This window comes from Mycolicibacterium boenickei (assembly GCF_010731295.1).
Classification (GTDB): domain Bacteria; phylum Actinomycetota; class Actinomycetes; order Mycobacteriales; family Mycobacteriaceae; genus Mycobacterium; species Mycobacterium boenickei.
This window is the reverse complement of sequence record NZ_AP022579.1, coordinates 3,736,129-3,751,497: the sequence shown is the minus strand read 5'-3', so window position 1 is coordinate 3,751,497 and position 15,369 is coordinate 3,736,129. Positions and strand designations below refer to the sequence as shown.

The 15,369-nt window shown below is 66.7% G+C and carries 13 protein-coding genes; 11 read left to right on the top strand and 2 right to left on the bottom strand.

What is annotated here, in order from left to right:
• Both G6N57_RS17745 and G6N57_RS17740 read left to right on the top strand, forming a co-directional pair.
• A complete protein-coding gene (locus G6N57_RS17745) occupies nucleotides 1-243 on the top strand; it encodes an LPXTG cell wall anchor domain-containing protein (RefSeq protein WP_077741224.1) in 243 nt (80 codons plus the stop codon).
• Between the two features lie 47 nt (nucleotides 244-290).
• Nucleotides 291-1,289, top strand: coding sequence for a class I SAM-dependent methyltransferase (locus G6N57_RS17740; RefSeq protein ID WP_097926336.1), 999 nt, complete (start codon nucleotides 291-293; stop codon nucleotides 1,287-1,289).
• A 16-nt stretch (nucleotides 1,290-1,305) separates the two neighbouring features.
• Here the strand turns inward: G6N57_RS17740 and G6N57_RS17735 are convergent, their stop codons facing one another.
• A complete protein-coding gene (locus G6N57_RS17735; protein WP_077741226.1) occupies nucleotides 1,306-2,856 on the bottom strand; it encodes an acetolactate synthase large subunit in 1,551 nt (516 codons plus the stop codon).
• 191 nt (nucleotides 2,857-3,047) lie between these two features.
• On the opposite strand from G6N57_RS17735, the gene G6N57_RS17730 reads away from it, so the two are divergent.
• Complete coding sequence (locus tag G6N57_RS17730; RefSeq protein ID WP_077742020.1) at nucleotides 3,048-3,875, top strand: SDR family NAD(P)-dependent oxidoreductase; 828 nt, start codon at nucleotides 3,048-3,050, stop codon at nucleotides 3,873-3,875.
• Nucleotides 3,872-4,522, top strand: a complete 651-nt coding sequence (locus tag G6N57_RS17725; RefSeq protein WP_077741227.1) for a TetR/AcrR family transcriptional regulator — start codon at nucleotides 3,872-3,874, stop codon at nucleotides 4,520-4,522. Before G6N57_RS17730 ends, G6N57_RS17725 begins: the two co-directional genes overlap by 4 nt.
• 57 nt (nucleotides 4,523-4,579) lie before the next feature.
• Here G6N57_RS17725 and G6N57_RS17720 read toward each other — a convergent pair whose 3' ends face one another.
• Complete coding sequence (locus G6N57_RS17720; RefSeq protein WP_234815809.1) at nucleotides 4,580-6,376, bottom strand: helix-turn-helix domain-containing protein; 1,797 nt, start codon at nucleotides 6,374-6,376, stop codon at nucleotides 4,580-4,582.
• A gap of 107 nt (nucleotides 6,377-6,483) precedes the next feature.
• Between G6N57_RS17720 and G6N57_RS17715 the strand changes: the two genes are divergently transcribed.
• Genes G6N57_RS17715 through G6N57_RS17685 form a run of 7 tightly spaced genes read left to right on the top strand, consistent with a single transcriptional unit; the run spans nucleotide 6,484 to nucleotide 15,366 of the window.
• Nucleotides 6,484-7,983 (top strand): aldehyde dehydrogenase, encoded by a 1,500-nt coding sequence (locus tag G6N57_RS17715; RefSeq protein WP_077741228.1) that lies wholly within the window; start codon nucleotides 6,484-6,486, stop codon nucleotides 7,981-7,983.
• Between the two features lie 30 nt (nucleotides 7,984-8,013).
• Nucleotides 8,014-9,369 carry an MFS transporter gene (locus tag G6N57_RS17710; protein ID WP_077741229.1) on the top strand — a complete coding sequence of 452 codons (1,356 nt, stop codon included), beginning with the start codon at nucleotides 8,014-8,016 and terminating at the stop codon, nucleotides 9,367-9,369.
• Nucleotides 9,366-10,556 carry an FAD binding domain-containing protein gene (locus G6N57_RS17705; protein ID WP_077741230.1) on the top strand — a complete coding sequence of 397 codons (1,191 nt, stop codon included), beginning with the start codon at nucleotides 9,366-9,368 and terminating at the stop codon, nucleotides 10,554-10,556. Before G6N57_RS17710 ends, G6N57_RS17705 begins: the two co-directional genes overlap by 4 nt.
• A gap of 28 nt (nucleotides 10,557-10,584) precedes the next feature.
• Nucleotides 10,585-11,022, top strand: coding sequence for a cupin domain-containing protein (locus tag G6N57_RS17700; RefSeq protein ID WP_077741231.1), 438 nt, complete (start codon nucleotides 10,585-10,587; stop codon nucleotides 11,020-11,022).
• Nucleotides 11,019-11,996, top strand: a complete 978-nt coding sequence (locus tag G6N57_RS17695; protein ID WP_077741232.1) for an amidohydrolase family protein — start codon at nucleotides 11,019-11,021, stop codon at nucleotides 11,994-11,996. Before G6N57_RS17700 ends, G6N57_RS17695 begins: the two co-directional genes overlap by 4 nt.
• Nucleotides 11,996-13,084, top strand: coding sequence for an NADH:flavin oxidoreductase/NADH oxidase (locus tag G6N57_RS17690; RefSeq protein WP_077741233.1), 1,089 nt, complete (start codon nucleotides 11,996-11,998; stop codon nucleotides 13,082-13,084). The genes G6N57_RS17695 and G6N57_RS17690 overlap by 1 nt, the downstream gene beginning before the upstream one ends.
• A gap of 50 nt (nucleotides 13,085-13,134) precedes the next feature.
• Nucleotides 13,135-15,366 (top strand): xanthine dehydrogenase family protein molybdopterin-binding subunit, encoded by a 2,232-nt coding sequence (locus G6N57_RS17685; protein ID WP_234815811.1) that lies wholly within the window; start codon nucleotides 13,135-13,137, stop codon nucleotides 15,364-15,366.
• Nucleotides 15,367-15,369 lie beyond the last annotated feature (3 nt).

Genomic DNA, 15,369 nt, shown 5'->3' with positions numbered 1-15,369 from the left:
ATGCCTCGCGACGAGTCCGACACCCCCGCGACCACCGGCCCGGTCCGCCGGTTCGCCCTGCGCTACTGGGTGGCCCTGATCCTGGTCGCCCTCGCGGCGATCTTCGTCGCGCAGAACCGCGATCGGGTGGGAGTGCACGTGCTCTGGGTGGCCGTCGAGTCGCCGATGTGGTTCATCTTGGTCATCATTTTCGTCATGGGTTTTCTCATCGGACTGCTGTTGCGCCGGCGGCGGCGCAACTAGCCATGCCCGCGCCGCGCCGGACGACGCCCCGTCCACACACCGCCGGAATGAGTTCGGCGATCACGCTTCTCGAGCAGGCTGCGCGGACGGTGCCGATTCCGGCCCCACCGCAACCCGTCGTCATCGCCGATTACGGGGCAGGAACCGCGCACAACTCGATGCGGCCGATCAACGCCGCCATCGCTGCGGTGCGCGGCCGCACCCGCCCCGAACACTCGATTCTGGTGACGCACACCGATACCGCGGACAACGACTTCTCCACGATGTTCCGGATCCTGGAGGGGGATCCACAGTCCTATCGGCACCGCGATCCGGCCACCTTCAGTTCGGCGATCGGCCGGTCGTTCTACGGCCAGATCCTGCCGTCGAACAGCGTGCACCTCGGCTGGTCGGCCTGGGCAGTAGCGAGATTGAGCAAGGTGCCGATGCCGGTCGCCGACCACGTCGTGGCGGCCTACAGCAACGACGAGCGGGTGCGTACCGCCTATGCCAGGCAGGCCGCTCACGATTGGCACGAGTTCATCGCCTTTCGCGGCCGCGAGCTGCAGCCGGGCGGCCGCCTGGTGGTGTTGACGACCGCACTGGACGATGACGGAGACTTGGGCTATCGCCCGCTGTTCCGGTCTGTTGTCGGCACACTGACCGAGCTGATCGCCGGTGGTGTGGTGAGCGCCGAGGAGGCGACCCGAATGTCGCTGCCGATCGCCGGACGGCGCGCCGTGGATTTCACCGCACCGTTCGCCCCGTCCGGCCGCTTCGAGCGGCTCGAGATCCAGCATGTGGAGCTGTTCGACGCGGAGGACCGAATCTACAACGCCTACCGCAGTGACAAGGACGCAAGCGCTTTCGGCACCCGCTGGGCCGATTTCCTTCAGTTCACGGCATTCGCCGATCTGGGCTCGGCCCTCGCCGGCGCCCCCGACCGGCTGCCGTTGTTCTACGACCAGCTGCATGCGGGCATCGCGGCCCGGCTGGCCGCGGAGCCCGAACAGATGCGGATCCCGATCGCCGCGGTGGTGCTGGAGAAGCGCCGCTCCAGCCAGTAACCGACGCCCTCGTCCGTTATCCCGGCGACCAGGTCGGCAGCGCGGCGTCGATCAAGTGTGGGCCCGGCTCAGCCAGTGCCGCCCGGAACTGTTCGGCGAGTTCCTCAGCGGTTCCAGCCCGGGTGGCAGGAACCCCGAATCCCTGTGCGATCGAGGCGAAGTCGATGTCGGGACGGCTCAGGTCGAGCAGGGAGCGCGATCGTCCCCCGTCGGCCTGGGTACCGACTCGCAACAGCTCGAGCTGCAGGATGGCGTAGGCGTGGTTGTTGAGGATCACCACGGTGACGTCGAGTTGTTCACGGGCCATCGTCCAGAGCGCCGAAATGGTGTAGGCCGCACTGCCATCCGACTGGAGGGCGATCACCGGGCGGTCCGGCGCGGCGATCGCGGCGCCCACCGCCACCGGCAAGCCCTGACCGATCGCGCCACCGGTCAGGGTGAGAACATCGTGACGCGGGGACGACGCGGTGGCGGCGGGCAGGAACAGCCCGCTGGTGTTGGCCTCGTCGGAGATGATGGCGTTCTCGGGCAATAGCGCGGCGATCACCTGCGCCAGGTTCTGCGGGTTGAGCGGACCGGTCGGCAGGTCAGCCGGACCGGGTTGCGCCTCGTCCGGCACGGCGCCACCCAATTCGTCTGCGAGGCCGGTCAAATCGTCGACGGCCAGGGTGCGCACTTCGGCCCCGTCGGGTACCAGAACGCTCGGCTTGCCAGGGTAGGCGAAGAACGACACCGGGGCCTTCGCCCCGACCAGCACCAGATGCGTTGCCCCGGATAGTTGTTGCGTGGCCTGCTCGGCGAGATAACCGAGGCGTTCGATGGCGGGCACCCCCCGGCCGCGGGTCAACCGGGCCGGGAAGGTTTCGACCAGGACGCGAGCCCCGGTGCCCGAGCGGATGCGCTCCGCAGCCAGCAATCCGTCAGCGCCGGTGGCGGCCCCACCGAGCAGCAACACGACGCGCTCCCCCTGCGCGCGCAGCAATTCGGCGGCATCGGCGATGTCCAGGCCGGGGCCGGGGGCCGGCTGTGGCGAGGACACCTTGTCCGACAACGGATTCTGCGGTGCACTGCCCCACGAATAGTCGGCGGGCAGGATCAGGGTGGCGACCTGTCCTGGCGCGCCGGACGCGCTCTGCACGGCACTGTGAACTGCCGCGTCGAGATCGGCAGCAGATGCCGGCCGGTGCACCGAACCGTGCGCCCAGTGTCCGAGCGCGTCAATGTCGGATTCGAGCGGCGCGTCGAGGGGTTGGTGATAGGTCGCGTGATCACCGACGACGTTGACCACGGGACTGAACGCCCGCCGGGCGTTGTGCAGGTTGGCCAGCCCGTTGGCCATACCGGGCCCGAGGTGCAGCAGCGTCGCCGCCGGACTGCCGGCGATACGGGCATATCCATCGGCGGCCCCGGTGGCGACTCCTTCGAACAGACACAACACCGGGCGCATCGCCGGGGCGGCGTCCAGCGCCGCCACAAAGTGCATCTCCGAGGTTCCCGGGTTGGCGAAGCACACGTCAACCCCTTCGCCGAGCAGACGGTTCACCACCACTTCGGCGCCGGTGTTCATGAGCGCCCGTACCTCACGGGCCAGGTGTTTTCGAAGCTGCGGTCACGTTTCTGCCAGCCGGTGTGCACCCGTCCATCTTGCTGGGCTGTTGCCCGCGATGCCAGTACCGACCGTTCGGCAACAGGCCTTGACTGATTATCAGTCAGTCTGACACGGTGGGTCCTGCCAACAATGGGCTGAGCGGAGCCAGCATGCGACACCGAGACATGGACCTGTCGGGCAAGAAGGTGGTGCTCACCGGGGCATCCAGCGGAATCGGCCACGAGCTGGCCGTGGCCCTGGCCCGCCGGGGAGCAGTCCTCGCACTGGCGGCCCGCCGCGCCGAGCTGCTGGATGCCCTGGCCGACGAGATATCGGCCGACGGGTCACCACGGCCCATCGTGTTCGGAGTCGACCTGTCCGTCCCGGACGCGGCGGCCGAACTGGGCCGCAACGCCGTGGCAGCTCTTGGGGGCGTCGACATCGCGATCAACAACGCCGGCTCCAACCTGACCGGGGCGCAATCGGTCGTGGCCGACTCGGCCGCCGCCCGGCGGGTGTTCGAGGTCAATCTCTGGTCCCCGCTGGCCCTTACCGCAGCTGTGCTGCCTGCGATGCGGGCAGTGGGTTCCGGAGTCATCGTCAACGTCACCTCCACCGTGCAGGCCGTGCCGCTGCCCTTGCTCGGCTACTACGCCGCCTCCAAGTCCGCACTGGCCCAGGCGACGAGATCGCTGCGGCTGGAACTGGCCGGCACCGGCGTCCGGGTGCTGGAGGTGGTACCCGGCGCCACCGACACCGCACTACGCGATATCGATGAATTGCCGTGGAAAACCACACCCCCACCGACCTTTCCGCCCGTCGCACCCGCTTCCACGGCGGCAGCCATCGTCCGCGCACTCGAACGCGGCACGAGACGCGTTGTGCACCCGCGTTATTCGCTACTTCCGTTGGAGATCCCAGTGCTGGGAAGGCTGGTCGCCGCACTCGGCGGCCGGCGGGTCGATATGCACAGCGCGCTGGCCGGGCCGAGTCGATGACCGCGCAGGCCAAGCCGATCGACCGGCGTCAGCTCATTGTCGATACCGCCCGAAAGCTGTTCGCGACACGGCCGTACGACCAGGTCACCACCGCGCGGGTGGCCAAGGACGCCGGCGTGGCCTACGGATTGATCGCACACCACTTCGTCAACAAGCGCGGCCTGTACCTGGCGGTGATGAACGAGATCGCGGCGGAGATCGCGGCGGCGCAGACAGCGCCCGTACCTCCGGGCACGCCGCTGGCCGATCAGCTGCGCCACGCCCTGCGCAGCCACATCACCCACATCGATTCGTACTCAGACAGTTTCGTCGCGCTGCTTCGCGGCGCGCTGGGCGCCGATGCCGAACACCAGTCCGCCGTCGAGCACCTTCGCTGGCTGGGTGCCCAACGAATTCTGTCGGCACTCGAAGTCGTGGAGCCCATCGCACCCACTCTGCGCATCGCCATGCACGGCTGGATCGGATTCCTCGACGAGATGATGATCGACCGCATCACCCACCGCGACGTGGACGTCGACATCCTGGTCGAACTCGCCGCCACGGCACTGGCCACGACCTTGCGTACCGCCGCCGCTCTCGACGCTTCGGTCGCCTACTCCCCCGAGGCGGTCGAAGCGCTGGAGTCGATCGGCGCGGGCCCGAACTGACGCCAACCGCAACCAATTTCCGGCACCGAAACAACTTCAAGGGTGCGACAACTTTCGTCAGGTGCCACGGACGGCGAGGTCGTGCACCGTCAGCGCAGACGAAAACTCCACGGTGGTCGCCGGATCGGAAAGGTTCACCTCGCACAACTGCTCGATGCGTCGGAGCCGTTGCGCAACGGTGTTGGAATGGATCAACAGCGTCCGCGCAGTCACGTTGCGATCCTGCCGACTTGCGAGATAGGTCCGCAATGTCGTCATCAACTCGGTGCGATGGTCGGCGTCGTAGTCGATGACCGGCTTGAGCTTGCGAGCGGCGAATGCCGAGAGTTTGGCCGGATCGTTCAACTGGAGCAGCAGTCCGACGATACCGAGATCCTCGAGAGTGACGGTGGTGCCGGCTCGGCCGCCCTGCAGCGCAATTTCCATCGCTCCCTTGGCAGTACGGTAGGCCTCCCCAACGTCGACAGTACGGGAAGCAGAGACCGCGGCTGTGGCCGTGATCTCATGGGAGACTTGGGCTATCGCTCTCCGGACCATGACACCGGGCGGTTCGCTCGTGTCAGCCACCTCCGGCCACAGTGTGACCAGCATGCCGCCGTGCATCGCCACCAACGGCCTCGGCCGATAGGCCGAAGCCAACTCCGTCACGGCCGCCAGCGCACGCTGCCACGCCACGCGGGTGGCCGCGTCGGTCGGCGCGGCCAGCGTTGCCACGATTGCAACGTGAGGCACGCTGAGGTCATGGCCCAGCCGCCGGGCACGGGTCCGCAGTGGATCGGACAGGGACCCGCTGCTCGACAACACATCGGACAGCAACTCCCCGCGAAGTCGCCGTTCCACCTCCGCTGCCGTCTGATCCCGTAGCAGTTCGACCGACACCACGATCGACGCGTGCTCGACGGCGCGAACCTGCAGTGGGTCGAGCGTTTCGACCTCGCCGGGAAACCAGATCCGAGCGGCAACCTCACTGCCCAGCCGCACGCCGGCAACCAGCCATCCACTGGAACCACCGTCGGCATTTGCGACGGCCTCGACGGTCGCCGCAGCTTCCGTGGACATGCTTTCGGCTGCTGCCGAACGCGCTGCGGGAGTGAGAAATTCGACGTTCGCTCCAGCTCGGGCCAACTCGGTTTCGCGCCCGTCATCGATCAGAACCGGTCGGTCGATGAGATCGCTCAGCGCGGCTGCGATCCCAGCGATCCCGCCGGAACGCAGTGTGACCGTCAACAACCGCTCGTGGATCTGCTCTGATCGCGCCAACGCGTCACGTTGTTCACGCAGCGAGCTGGTGAGCGTGCGCAGCTCGTCGAGCCGGCGCGCCGAAGTGACCGCGATCGCGGCGTGGTTGGCCAGCAAGATCAGCCGCTCGATCTCGTACCGGGTGAACGTGTGCACCGAGGCGTAGTAGCCGTTGAGCGTCCCCAGTACGTCAGCGCCGGCCACCAGCGGCACAGCGACGATGGCGCGGTATCCCTGTTCTTGTGCGACGCCGGCCCAGAGCGCGAACTCTGGTTCCTCTCGCACGTCCCGTATGGACACCGGCTCGCCGCGATGGAACGCCCGGCTCGAGGGCGATCCGCTGTCGAGCCGGATCGGCGTGTCGGAGTTGACCCGCTGGACGTAACCATCCGACAGTCCGCTCCATCCCTGCACCACCAGCCGATCGCGATTCGAATCGGGAACAAGGACTCCGCAGAAGTCGAATCCCAGCAGGGTCCGCGCTGTGTCGGCGACCAGACAGAGCACCTCCCGCAGATCGGCATCGGCACAGGCTTGAGCGCTGAGGCTCCGTAGCGCTGCCAGCCACGTCACCAGTTCCGCGCCGGGCCGTTGATTGTCGGTCGAGGAAGTCACGCGGTCAGTGTGCCGCAGATCGAGGTATCAGAATAGACATAAATATAGAAGAAATATGTCTTGTCAGACATTGATGGACCGCCCGGGTGTGACGACACTCATGTCCCATGACCCATGTCTCACTGGAGAGCACATCCACCACGCCGGCTGCGCCCGTTCCGCACGGCCAGTTCCGCGACATCCTCAACCCCGCCACCGGGGAAGTGATCGCCACGCTGCCAGAACAGGGTGAGCGCGAAGTGGACGCCGCAGTTTCCACCGCCCGCAGGGCCTTCGAGGACGGGCCATGGCCGAGCATGGTCCGCAGCGACCGTGCCAAACTCCTACTGCGCATCGCCGACGCCATCGAGAACTCCAGTGAGACGCTCTACACGCTCGAAACCCGCAACAACGGCCGGCCGATCACCGAGACCCGGGCACAGCTGTCCCGGGTACCGGAATGGTTCCGCTACAACGCCGGGCTGTTGGCGGCGCAGCGCCAGGCCGTCCTTCCCGGAGATGGCCCCTACCTCTCCTACCAGCAGCGGCTTCCGCTCGGCGTGTGCGGCATCATCACCCCGTTCAACCATCCGATGCTCATCCTGGCGCGCAGCCTGTCCGCCGCGCTGGCCAACGGAAACACCGTGGTGGTCAAGCCATCTGAGCTGACCCCGCTGACTACCCTGGCCCTCGCCGACATCCTCACCGAGGCGGGATTGCCCGACGGCGTGCTGAACGTCGTCACCGGGGCCCGCGCGGCCGGCGAGCGCTTGACCCACCATCCCGATATCGCCAAGATCACCCTCACCGGTGGCACAGAGGCGGGCCGCTCGGCGGCGGTCGCGACGGCGTCGCGGTTCGCCCGCATCACGGCCGAACTCGGCGGCAAGACACCGGTGCTGCTGTTCGATGATGTCGACCCCACCGTCGCTGCGGAGGGCGCAGCATTCGCGGCGTTCGTCGCGGCCGGTCAATCGTGCGTGGCCGGTTCCCGATTCCTGGTGCAGCGCGGCATCTACCACGCATTCGTCGACGCGCTCGCGGCCCGCGCACAGGCGATTCGGCTCGGTGATCCGGCTGCGCCCGACACCCAGATGGGACCACTGATAAGCGCCCGCCAACGGGACAAGGTGGCGGCCCTCGTGCAGACGGGGCTCGATGAGGGTGCGACCCTCAAGGCCGGCGGCCGGACCCCTGCTCTGCCAAGTCCGTTGGACCACGGGTTCTTCCTGCCGCCCACCGTGCTTTCGGACGCCACGATGACCATGGCCGTCGCGCGCGAAGAGATCTTCGGCCCGGTGGCGGTGGTCATCCCGTTCGATGACGAGTGCGACGCGATACGCATGGCCAACGACAACCCGTACGGGCTCGGTGCCGGCCTGTGGACCACCGACGTCGGCCGCGCACACCGCGTGGCAGCCCAGATCAACGCGGGCATGGTGTGGGTCAACGACCACCACCGCCTCGAACCGTCGCTGCCCTGGGGCGGCATCAAGGAGTCCGGCTCCGGAAAGGACGCCGGTACAGAGTCATTCGATGATTTCTCCTGGGTCAAGACGATCGTCGTGCGCACCGCGGCCGACCACGTCGACTGGTACGGCGGCCAGCCGCAGCGCCGCCTCAACTGACCCTTCCCCGAAACCTCGAAAGGCACATACATGTCCACAGGACGTTGGCATCAGGACATCACCCGGACACAATGGCTCGTACTGGCAGGCACCACCTTGGGCTGGGGGCTCGACGGCTTCGCAGGCAGCCTCTATGTTCTCGTCCTGGGTCCGGCCATGAACGAATTGCTTCCCAACAGCGGAATCGGTACCGACGGAGCGGCAATCGGCTTCTACGGCGGGCTGACTGTCGCCCTCTTCCTCACCGGCTGGGCCACCGGAGGCATCCTGTTCGGGATGCTCGCCGACTACTTCGGCCGCACCCGAGTGTTGTCGGTCGGCATCCTTACCTACGCCGTTTTCAGCGCTCTGGCCGTGTTCGCCGAAACCTGGTGGCAACTAGGCATTCTGCGCTTCATCGCGGGCCTCGGCTCCGGCGTCGAGGCACCGGTGGGCGCGGCACTCATCGCCGAATCCTGGCGCAACCGCTTCCGCGCCCGTGCGGGTGGAGTCATGATGGCCGGATACGCGGCCGGGTTCTTCATGGCAGCCGCCGCGTACGCACTGCTCGGCGATCACGGCTGGCGCGCCATGATGCTGCTCGCAGGCATCCCGGCCCTGGTGGTCTGGTTCATCCGTCGCTACGTACCCGAGCCGCCCGAGATCGGCGCCCATCTGCAGGCGCGAAAGGAACGGAAAGCGCTCGGCCGAATCCATGATCACGATCGATTCGTGCTGCGGCGCCTCGTCACTCCCCCGCTGCTGCACCCGATGCTGGTGTGCACCGCACTGGCTACCGGAGCGCTCATCTCGTTCTGGAGCGTATCGACCTGGTACCCACAGATCATCCGGCAGATGACCACCGCCGACGGCCTTGGCCGGGCCGTAGCCGACCACCGGGTCGCCGTGGCGGCCATGCTGTTCAATGCCGGTGGCATCATCGGTTATGCCGCATGGGGTTTCGTCGCTGACGCCATCGGACGGAAGAAAGCCTTCCTGATCAGTTTCGTGGTCTCGGCCGCCACGATCGCATGGGCGTTCCCGATCGACCGCAGCTACACCGAGATGCTCGTCGCCATGCCACTTCTCGGCTTCGGCTTGTTCGGCGCGCTGTCGGGCACCTTCATCTACGGCCCAGAGCTCTTTCCGCCCAGTGTGCGCGCCACCGCATTGGCGATCTGCAACAGCGTGGGCCGCTACCTCACCGCGCTGGGCCCCTTCACCGCAGGTGTGATCGCCGCCTCGTGGTTCGGCGGGAACCTCGGCATCGCCACCGCATCAGTGTCTGCGATCGGACTGATCGCCGTCATCGGCCTCGCTTTCGCGCGCGAAACCCGCGGGGAGCCAATGCCGGTCGACCACAACGCCGTCCAAGACATTCCATTGAGCGAAAAGAGCACGTCATGACCGAATACGGCAATGCGTCGGCGATCGTCGTCGGAGGATCCATCGGAGGGCTGACGACTGCCCTGCTGTTGCGCGAACTGGGATTCCGCGTCGACGTCTACGAACGCACCCCGGTGCCCCTGGACGGCCGTGGCAGCGGCATCGTCCTGCAACCCGATACCGTGCGCTGGTTCGCCGAACGCAGCCGCCAGAAGCTGGCTGACCTGCACACCGCCACCGACTACGTGCAGTACCTCGACCCAAGCGGAGCGGTCGTCCACCGCGAACGCGCTGTGTGGACTTACACCTCTTGGGGCACGTTCTACCGGGCTCTGCTTGCCGACTTCGGCCCCGAGCACTACCACTACGGCGAATTCGCCTGCGGCTTCGACCAGGATGCCGACACGGTGACCGTGCGGTTTGTCAGCGGAAGAACAGCCCGCGCCGACCTGGTGGTGTTCGCCGACGGTATCAGTTCACCGGCACGTGAATTCTTCGACCCCGACGCCAAACTCGCCTATTCGGGGTATGTCGGCTGGCGGGGCACCGTAGCGCTGTCAGAACTCAGCGCGCAGACCCGCGAAACGCTGAGCGATGCCATCACGTACACCGTTATCCCGAACTCCCATATCACCATGTACCCGATACCCGGCGAAGACAGCCTCGACGAGGCTGACCGTCTGATGAACTACGTCTGGTACCGCAACGTTCCTGCCGGACCTCAGCTCACTGAACTGCTCACCGACAAGCGGGGATTCACCGGATCGGTGTCTGTGCACCCAGGTCAGGTACAGGACCGCTTCATCACCGAACTGCGCGCGGCGGCCGGCGAGCAGCTGGCCCCCGCGGTGGCCGAGGTGGTCGCCGCGACCGCCCAGCCCTATCTGCAGGTGTTGTCGGACGTGCGGTCCTCGCGGATGGCGCTCGGCCGGGCCGCACTGATCGGAGATGCCGCGTGCGCATCGCGGCCGCATGCGGCGGCCGGAACCGCCAAGGCCGCGGCGGATGCCTGGGCCCTGGCCGACGCCTTGTCCACCTCATCGGGCGACATCACCTCAGCTCTGTCGAAGTGGGAGCCGGCCCAGCTGCAGCTCAGCGACACGCTGCTACGCAGAGTCGTCGACATGGGCGAACGGTCCCAGTTCCGCAACACCTGGACGCCCGGCGATCCGGATCTGCGATTCGGCCTGTACGGGCCCGGGCACTAAAACCCTTCACTACGAGAGGAACTCGATGATGAACGACGACAACTACCTGACCGACCTGCCGCTGGCCGGTGAACTGGTGGCCACCGACTTCGAAAGTTGGCCCGATTGGCTCAAGGCGGAATTCGCCGACCACGCATTCGACGGACACGTCGGATCCCGTCTTCTCAGCGAAGATTCGCGCGTGCGGGTCTGGGAAATCCGGTTGGCGCCCGGCGAGCGCTGGCACGCTCACCGCCACGTCCTCGACTACTTCTGGACCGCGATCAATGCCGGCCGCAGCCGCCAGCACACCCACGACGGTTCCGTCCGTGAGGTCTCCTACCACGCCGGCGAGACCCGCCACTTCCATTTCGGGCCAGGCGAATTCCTGTTGCACGACATCGAGAACATCGGAGACACCGAGCTGGTCTTCACCACCGTCGAACACCTGGACGGCGACAACACCGCTTTGGACATCGCACGATGAGCGCAGGCACGGACCCTCAGGGCGTCATCGACGTCCACGCACACTGGCTCCCCGGCGACCTGTTCGGGTTGCCCGCCGGCGCACCCTACGGACCGATGAATGACCGGGACGGCCAGTTGTACCTCGGTGATCTACCGCTGTCGATCGCCACCGAGGCGATGAGCAACGAGTCCGCGATCATCGAGGACATGGCACGGGCCGGGGTTGCGGTGCGGGTGCTCTCGGCGCCACCGTTCGCCTTTCCGCTCACCGACGACGCGGCCGGCGCCGACTACGCCCAGGCTTTCAACACGTCACTGGCCGATGTGGTGAACCGCGCGGACGGAAGGCTACTGGGCCTGGGTATCGTCAGCCTGGGGGCACCCGAACTGGTGACCACCCAGCTCACCGCACTGCGCGACGCCGAAGGCATCGCCGGGGTCGCCATCCCCCCTGTAGTCGGCGGTGGGTCACTGCACCGCGGGCTGCTGCGGCACATCGTTTCCGAAGCCGCCCGCCTCAATCTTCCGGTGCTGGTTCACCCAATGCAGATCGGGCGACCGGAATGGTCGGACTACTACCTGGCCAACCTCATCGGGAACCCCGTCGAAACCGCCACCGCAGTCGCGAACCTGATCCTCAGCGGCCTCAAGGATGAGCTGCCGGCCCTGCGCATCTGCTTCCTGCACGGCGGTGGCTGTGCTCCGGGACTGCTCGGGCGCTGGGATCACGGCTGGCGCGCCCGCGCCGACGTGCGGGCGACATGCACCCGACTGCCCTCCGAGGTGATCCGCGATCTCTACTTCGACACGGTCACCCATGACGCACCCCAGCTCGAGCTGCTCTGCGAGATTGCCGGGGAAGACAAGGTCGTGTGCGGCAGCGACTACCCGTTCGACATGGCCGAGCCCGAACCCGTACGGTTCGCCGTCAAACATGGACCCGATGAGGACGCATTGGCGCGGGCGGCGCGAGCTTTTCTGGGGATGAACTGATGCCCGGCCTCTTCAGTCCCCTGACCCTGCGCGATGTCACGTTCGCCCACCGGGCGTGGATGTCGCCGATGATGCAGTTCTCGGCCGTCGTCGACGGACCGGAGGCCGGCACACCCACCGATTGGCACGTGCAACATTTCGGTGCACGCGCGATCGGTGGGGTCGCACTGGCGATGGTCGAGGCCACCGCCGTCGACCCCGTCGGCCGCAGCAGCATCTACGACCTCGGATTGTGGAACGACGTCCAGGTACCCGGATTTCGGCGATTGACCGGTTTCATCTCCGCGCAGGGCGCCGTCCCCGGAATCCAGATCGTGCATGCCGGCCGGAAGGGATCTACCGGCCGCCCATGGCCCGACCCGGCCCGCCAACCCGCGCCCTGGACGACGGTGGGCCCGAGCCCGATAGCCTTCGGCCGCCTCCCTGCCCCCGAGGAACTGAGCCGCGCTGAGATCGCCCGCATCGTGACGGCCTTCGCCGACGCGGCCCGCCGGGCGGCCGTCGCAGGGTTCCGGGTTCTCGAAATCCACGGAGCCCATGGCTATCTCATTCACCAGTTTCTGTCACCGCAAGCGAACGTGCGCACCGACGAGTACGGCGGAACGCTCGAGAATCGGATGCGATTCGCCCTGGAGGTGGCCACCGCGGTGCGGGGCACCTGGCCCGACCACCTGCCGCTGCTCTTCCGAGTGTCGGCAACCGACTGGCTTGCCGGTGACACCGACGACCCGCGTCCCGGATGGACTGTCGAGGACACGGTCGCGCTGGCCACCGGTTTGAAGACGGCAGGCGTCGACCTGGTCGATGTCTCCTCCGGAGGGGCCGTTCCCGACGCCAAGATCCCGGTGTTTCCGGGCTACCAGGTGCCGTTCGCCAAACGGGTGCGAGCCGAGGCGGACATCGCGACGGCATCGGTCGGGTTGATCACCGAAGCCCAACAGGCCGAAGCGATCATCTCCGGCGGCGAAGCCGATGCCGTCTTCGTGGCCCGGGCCCTGCTGCGCAACCCGAACTGGGTCCGCGATGCGGCCCGGCGCGCCGGCACGGTCCTGCCGTACCCGCCCCAATACCGCCGCGCCTTCTCATGAGCTCCGCGTGGCATGCGCGACATCGACCGATGAGACATGATGGAGGCACCATGGGAGAGCCGGTGAGCCGTGTCGAAGGAGTCGACAAGGTGACCGGGCAGGCGCGCTACACCGCCGATGTTGTCATCCCGGGCCTGGTGTATGCGGTGCTGGCGCAGACGCAGATCCCGCACGGGCATGTCATCGAGGAATCGCTGCGCCACACCGCGGACCGAGTCAGTCGCGCACCCGGGGTCCTACATGTCCTCACTCCGCTGAATTGCCCTGCGCTACAGCAGTTACCGCGCGAGCTTACCTTCGACCTACCGTTGGAGCGGCGTCCACCGCTGTCTGATCTGACTGTGCAGTACGTCGGTCAGCACCTGGCCGTGGTGGTCGCCGACTCACTGGAGAACGCCACCGAGGCGGCATCTCAGTTCGCGGTGGACTACGAGGTGTTGCCGGCGCAGATGACGGCCCGCGCGGTGCTTGAGCAGCCGGCTGTCCCCGACCAGAAGGGTGGCGAGATCCGCCACGGCAGCTATCTTCCGGACCACTTCGTGAAACTCGAAGAAGAGAAGCTGCAGGACCGTCGTGGTGAGGGACCTCCCGAGGGCGCCACCGGAAACCGTGTCGATGCTCGCTACACGACACCGATGAATGCCCATTACCCGATTGAGTTGTCGTCTACCATCGCCCAGTGGGACGGTGATCACCTGACCGTGCACGACAGCACCCGATGGATCGCGGGCGAACAGTCCACGCTGGCAGCGTATCTGGGCATGCCCGAGGACCGGATCCGCATCCTTTCGCCATTAGTGGGTGGCGCATTCGGGTCCAAGAGCTTCCTGTGGATGCACGTCGTCCTGTGCGCTGTCGCCAGCCGGGCCGTCGGCCGGCCCGTCAAGCTGGTGCTCACCCGCGACCAGATGTTCACTTCAACCGGACATCGCCCGCGCACCGAACAAGACGTGACCCTCATCGCCGATCAGGATGGCCGCATTCTCAGCACCGAACATCACACCGTGACCGAGACGTCCACGGTGGCACACTTCTGCGAGCCCGCAGGCATTTCCACCAGATTCCTCTACACCTCACCGCACCTGGCGGTGTCCCACCGCACGGCCCGGATCAATGCCCCCACTCCGTGTTTCATGCGTGGCCCCGGTGAGGCGCCGGGTTTGTTCGCCCTCGAAGTGGCCATCGACGAACTTGCCGAACGTATCGGAGTCGATCCTCTGGAACTCCGTATCCGCAATCACGCCGACATCGACCAGGCCAGCGGGAAGCCCTGGTCGGGTAAGCATCTGTTGCAGTGTTATGAGGTCGGTGCACAACGTTTCGGGTGGCACCATCGCCCTGCCGCTCCGCGAACCATGCGGCGCCGGGGAGTCCAAATCGGTTGGGGAATGGCCACAGCGACCTATCCCGGCCGCCGCATGCCGGCCGGATGTCGCGTCATCACGGACACAGGCGGATTCGTGCACTTCTCCTCGGCTACCCATGAAATCGGCACTGGGGTGCGAACCGTGATGACGCAGTTGGCCGCCGAAGCGACCAGCCTCGCCATGGACCGCGTGGGCTTCATGTCGGGCGATTCGTCGTTCCCTTCAGCGCCCTACAGCGGCGCGTCACAGACGACTGCCACGGTGGGCTCCGCCGTGTTCGCCGCCGGCGTCGAATGGAAGCGCCGGTTCATCGCCGCCCTCACCGCCGACCGTGGTTCGCCATACTTCGGCGCCGACCCAGCGACCGTGGACATCACCGCCCTGAGCCCCGCCGCCGCGGCGGCTTACCGCGACACGTTGAGCTTCTCGACCGGCAGCGACGATGGTGGGCAAGAAACACACGCGGTCCAGTCCTTCGGCGCGCATTTCTGCGAGGTCGAAGTCGACGAAGACATCGGACGGGCCAGTGTTGTCCGGTGGGTGGCCGTGATGGATTGCGGGCGGGTGCTCAATCCGAAGCTGGCTCGCAGCCAGGTGATGGGCGGCATCACTTTTGGCCTTGGAATGGCACTGATGGAACAGATCCCCTACGACGAGGCGTCCGCACTGCCAATCGGCGAGTACTACCTGCCCACGCACGCTGACCGCCCCGAATTCGACATCTCATTCGTCGAGCATCCCGACTACGCACTGGATCCGATCGGCGTGCGCGGCATCGGTGAGATCGGCACCTGCGGCGTGCCGGCCGCCATCGCCAATGCCATTCACCACGCCACAGGCAAGCGGCTGCGCGACCTGCCCATCACCCTCGAGGATCTCATGGCGCCCTATCAGACACCGAAAGCCCGATTGTGAACA

Bases quoted from the DNA above. Each gene is read 5' to 3' on its own strand.
- G6N57_RS17745 (WP_077741224.1), top strand. From the start codon at position 1: ATGCCTCGCGACGAGTCCGACACCCCCGCGACCACCGGCCCGGTCCGC.
- G6N57_RS17740 (WP_097926336.1), top strand. From the start codon at position 291: ATGAGTTCGGCGATCACGCTTCTCGAGCAGGCTGCGCGGACGGTGCCG.
- G6N57_RS17735 (WP_077741226.1), bottom strand. From the start codon at position 2,856: ATGAACACCGGCGCCGAAGTGGTGGTGAACCGTCTGCTCGGCGAAGGG.
- G6N57_RS17730 (WP_077742020.1), top strand. From the start codon at position 3,048: ATGCGACACCGAGACATGGACCTGTCGGGCAAGAAGGTGGTGCTCACC.
- G6N57_RS17725 (WP_077741227.1), top strand. From the start codon at position 3,872: ATGACCGCGCAGGCCAAGCCGATCGACCGGCGTCAGCTCATTGTCGAT.
- G6N57_RS17715 (WP_077741228.1), top strand. From the start codon at position 6,484: ATGACCCATGTCTCACTGGAGAGCACATCCACCACGCCGGCTGCGCCC.
- G6N57_RS17710 (WP_077741229.1), top strand. From the start codon at position 8,014: ATGTCCACAGGACGTTGGCATCAGGACATCACCCGGACACAATGGCTC.
- G6N57_RS17705 (WP_077741230.1), top strand. From the start codon at position 9,366: ATGACCGAATACGGCAATGCGTCGGCGATCGTCGTCGGAGGATCCATC.
- G6N57_RS17700 (WP_077741231.1), top strand. From the start codon at position 10,585: ATGAACGACGACAACTACCTGACCGACCTGCCGCTGGCCGGTGAACTG.
- G6N57_RS17695 (WP_077741232.1), top strand. From the start codon at position 11,019: ATGAGCGCAGGCACGGACCCTCAGGGCGTCATCGACGTCCACGCACAC.
- G6N57_RS17690 (WP_077741233.1), top strand. From the start codon at position 11,996: ATGCCCGGCCTCTTCAGTCCCCTGACCCTGCGCGATGTCACGTTCGCC.
- G6N57_RS17685 (WP_234815811.1), top strand. From the start codon at position 13,135: ATGGGAGAGCCGGTGAGCCGTGTCGAAGGAGTCGACAAGGTGACCGGG.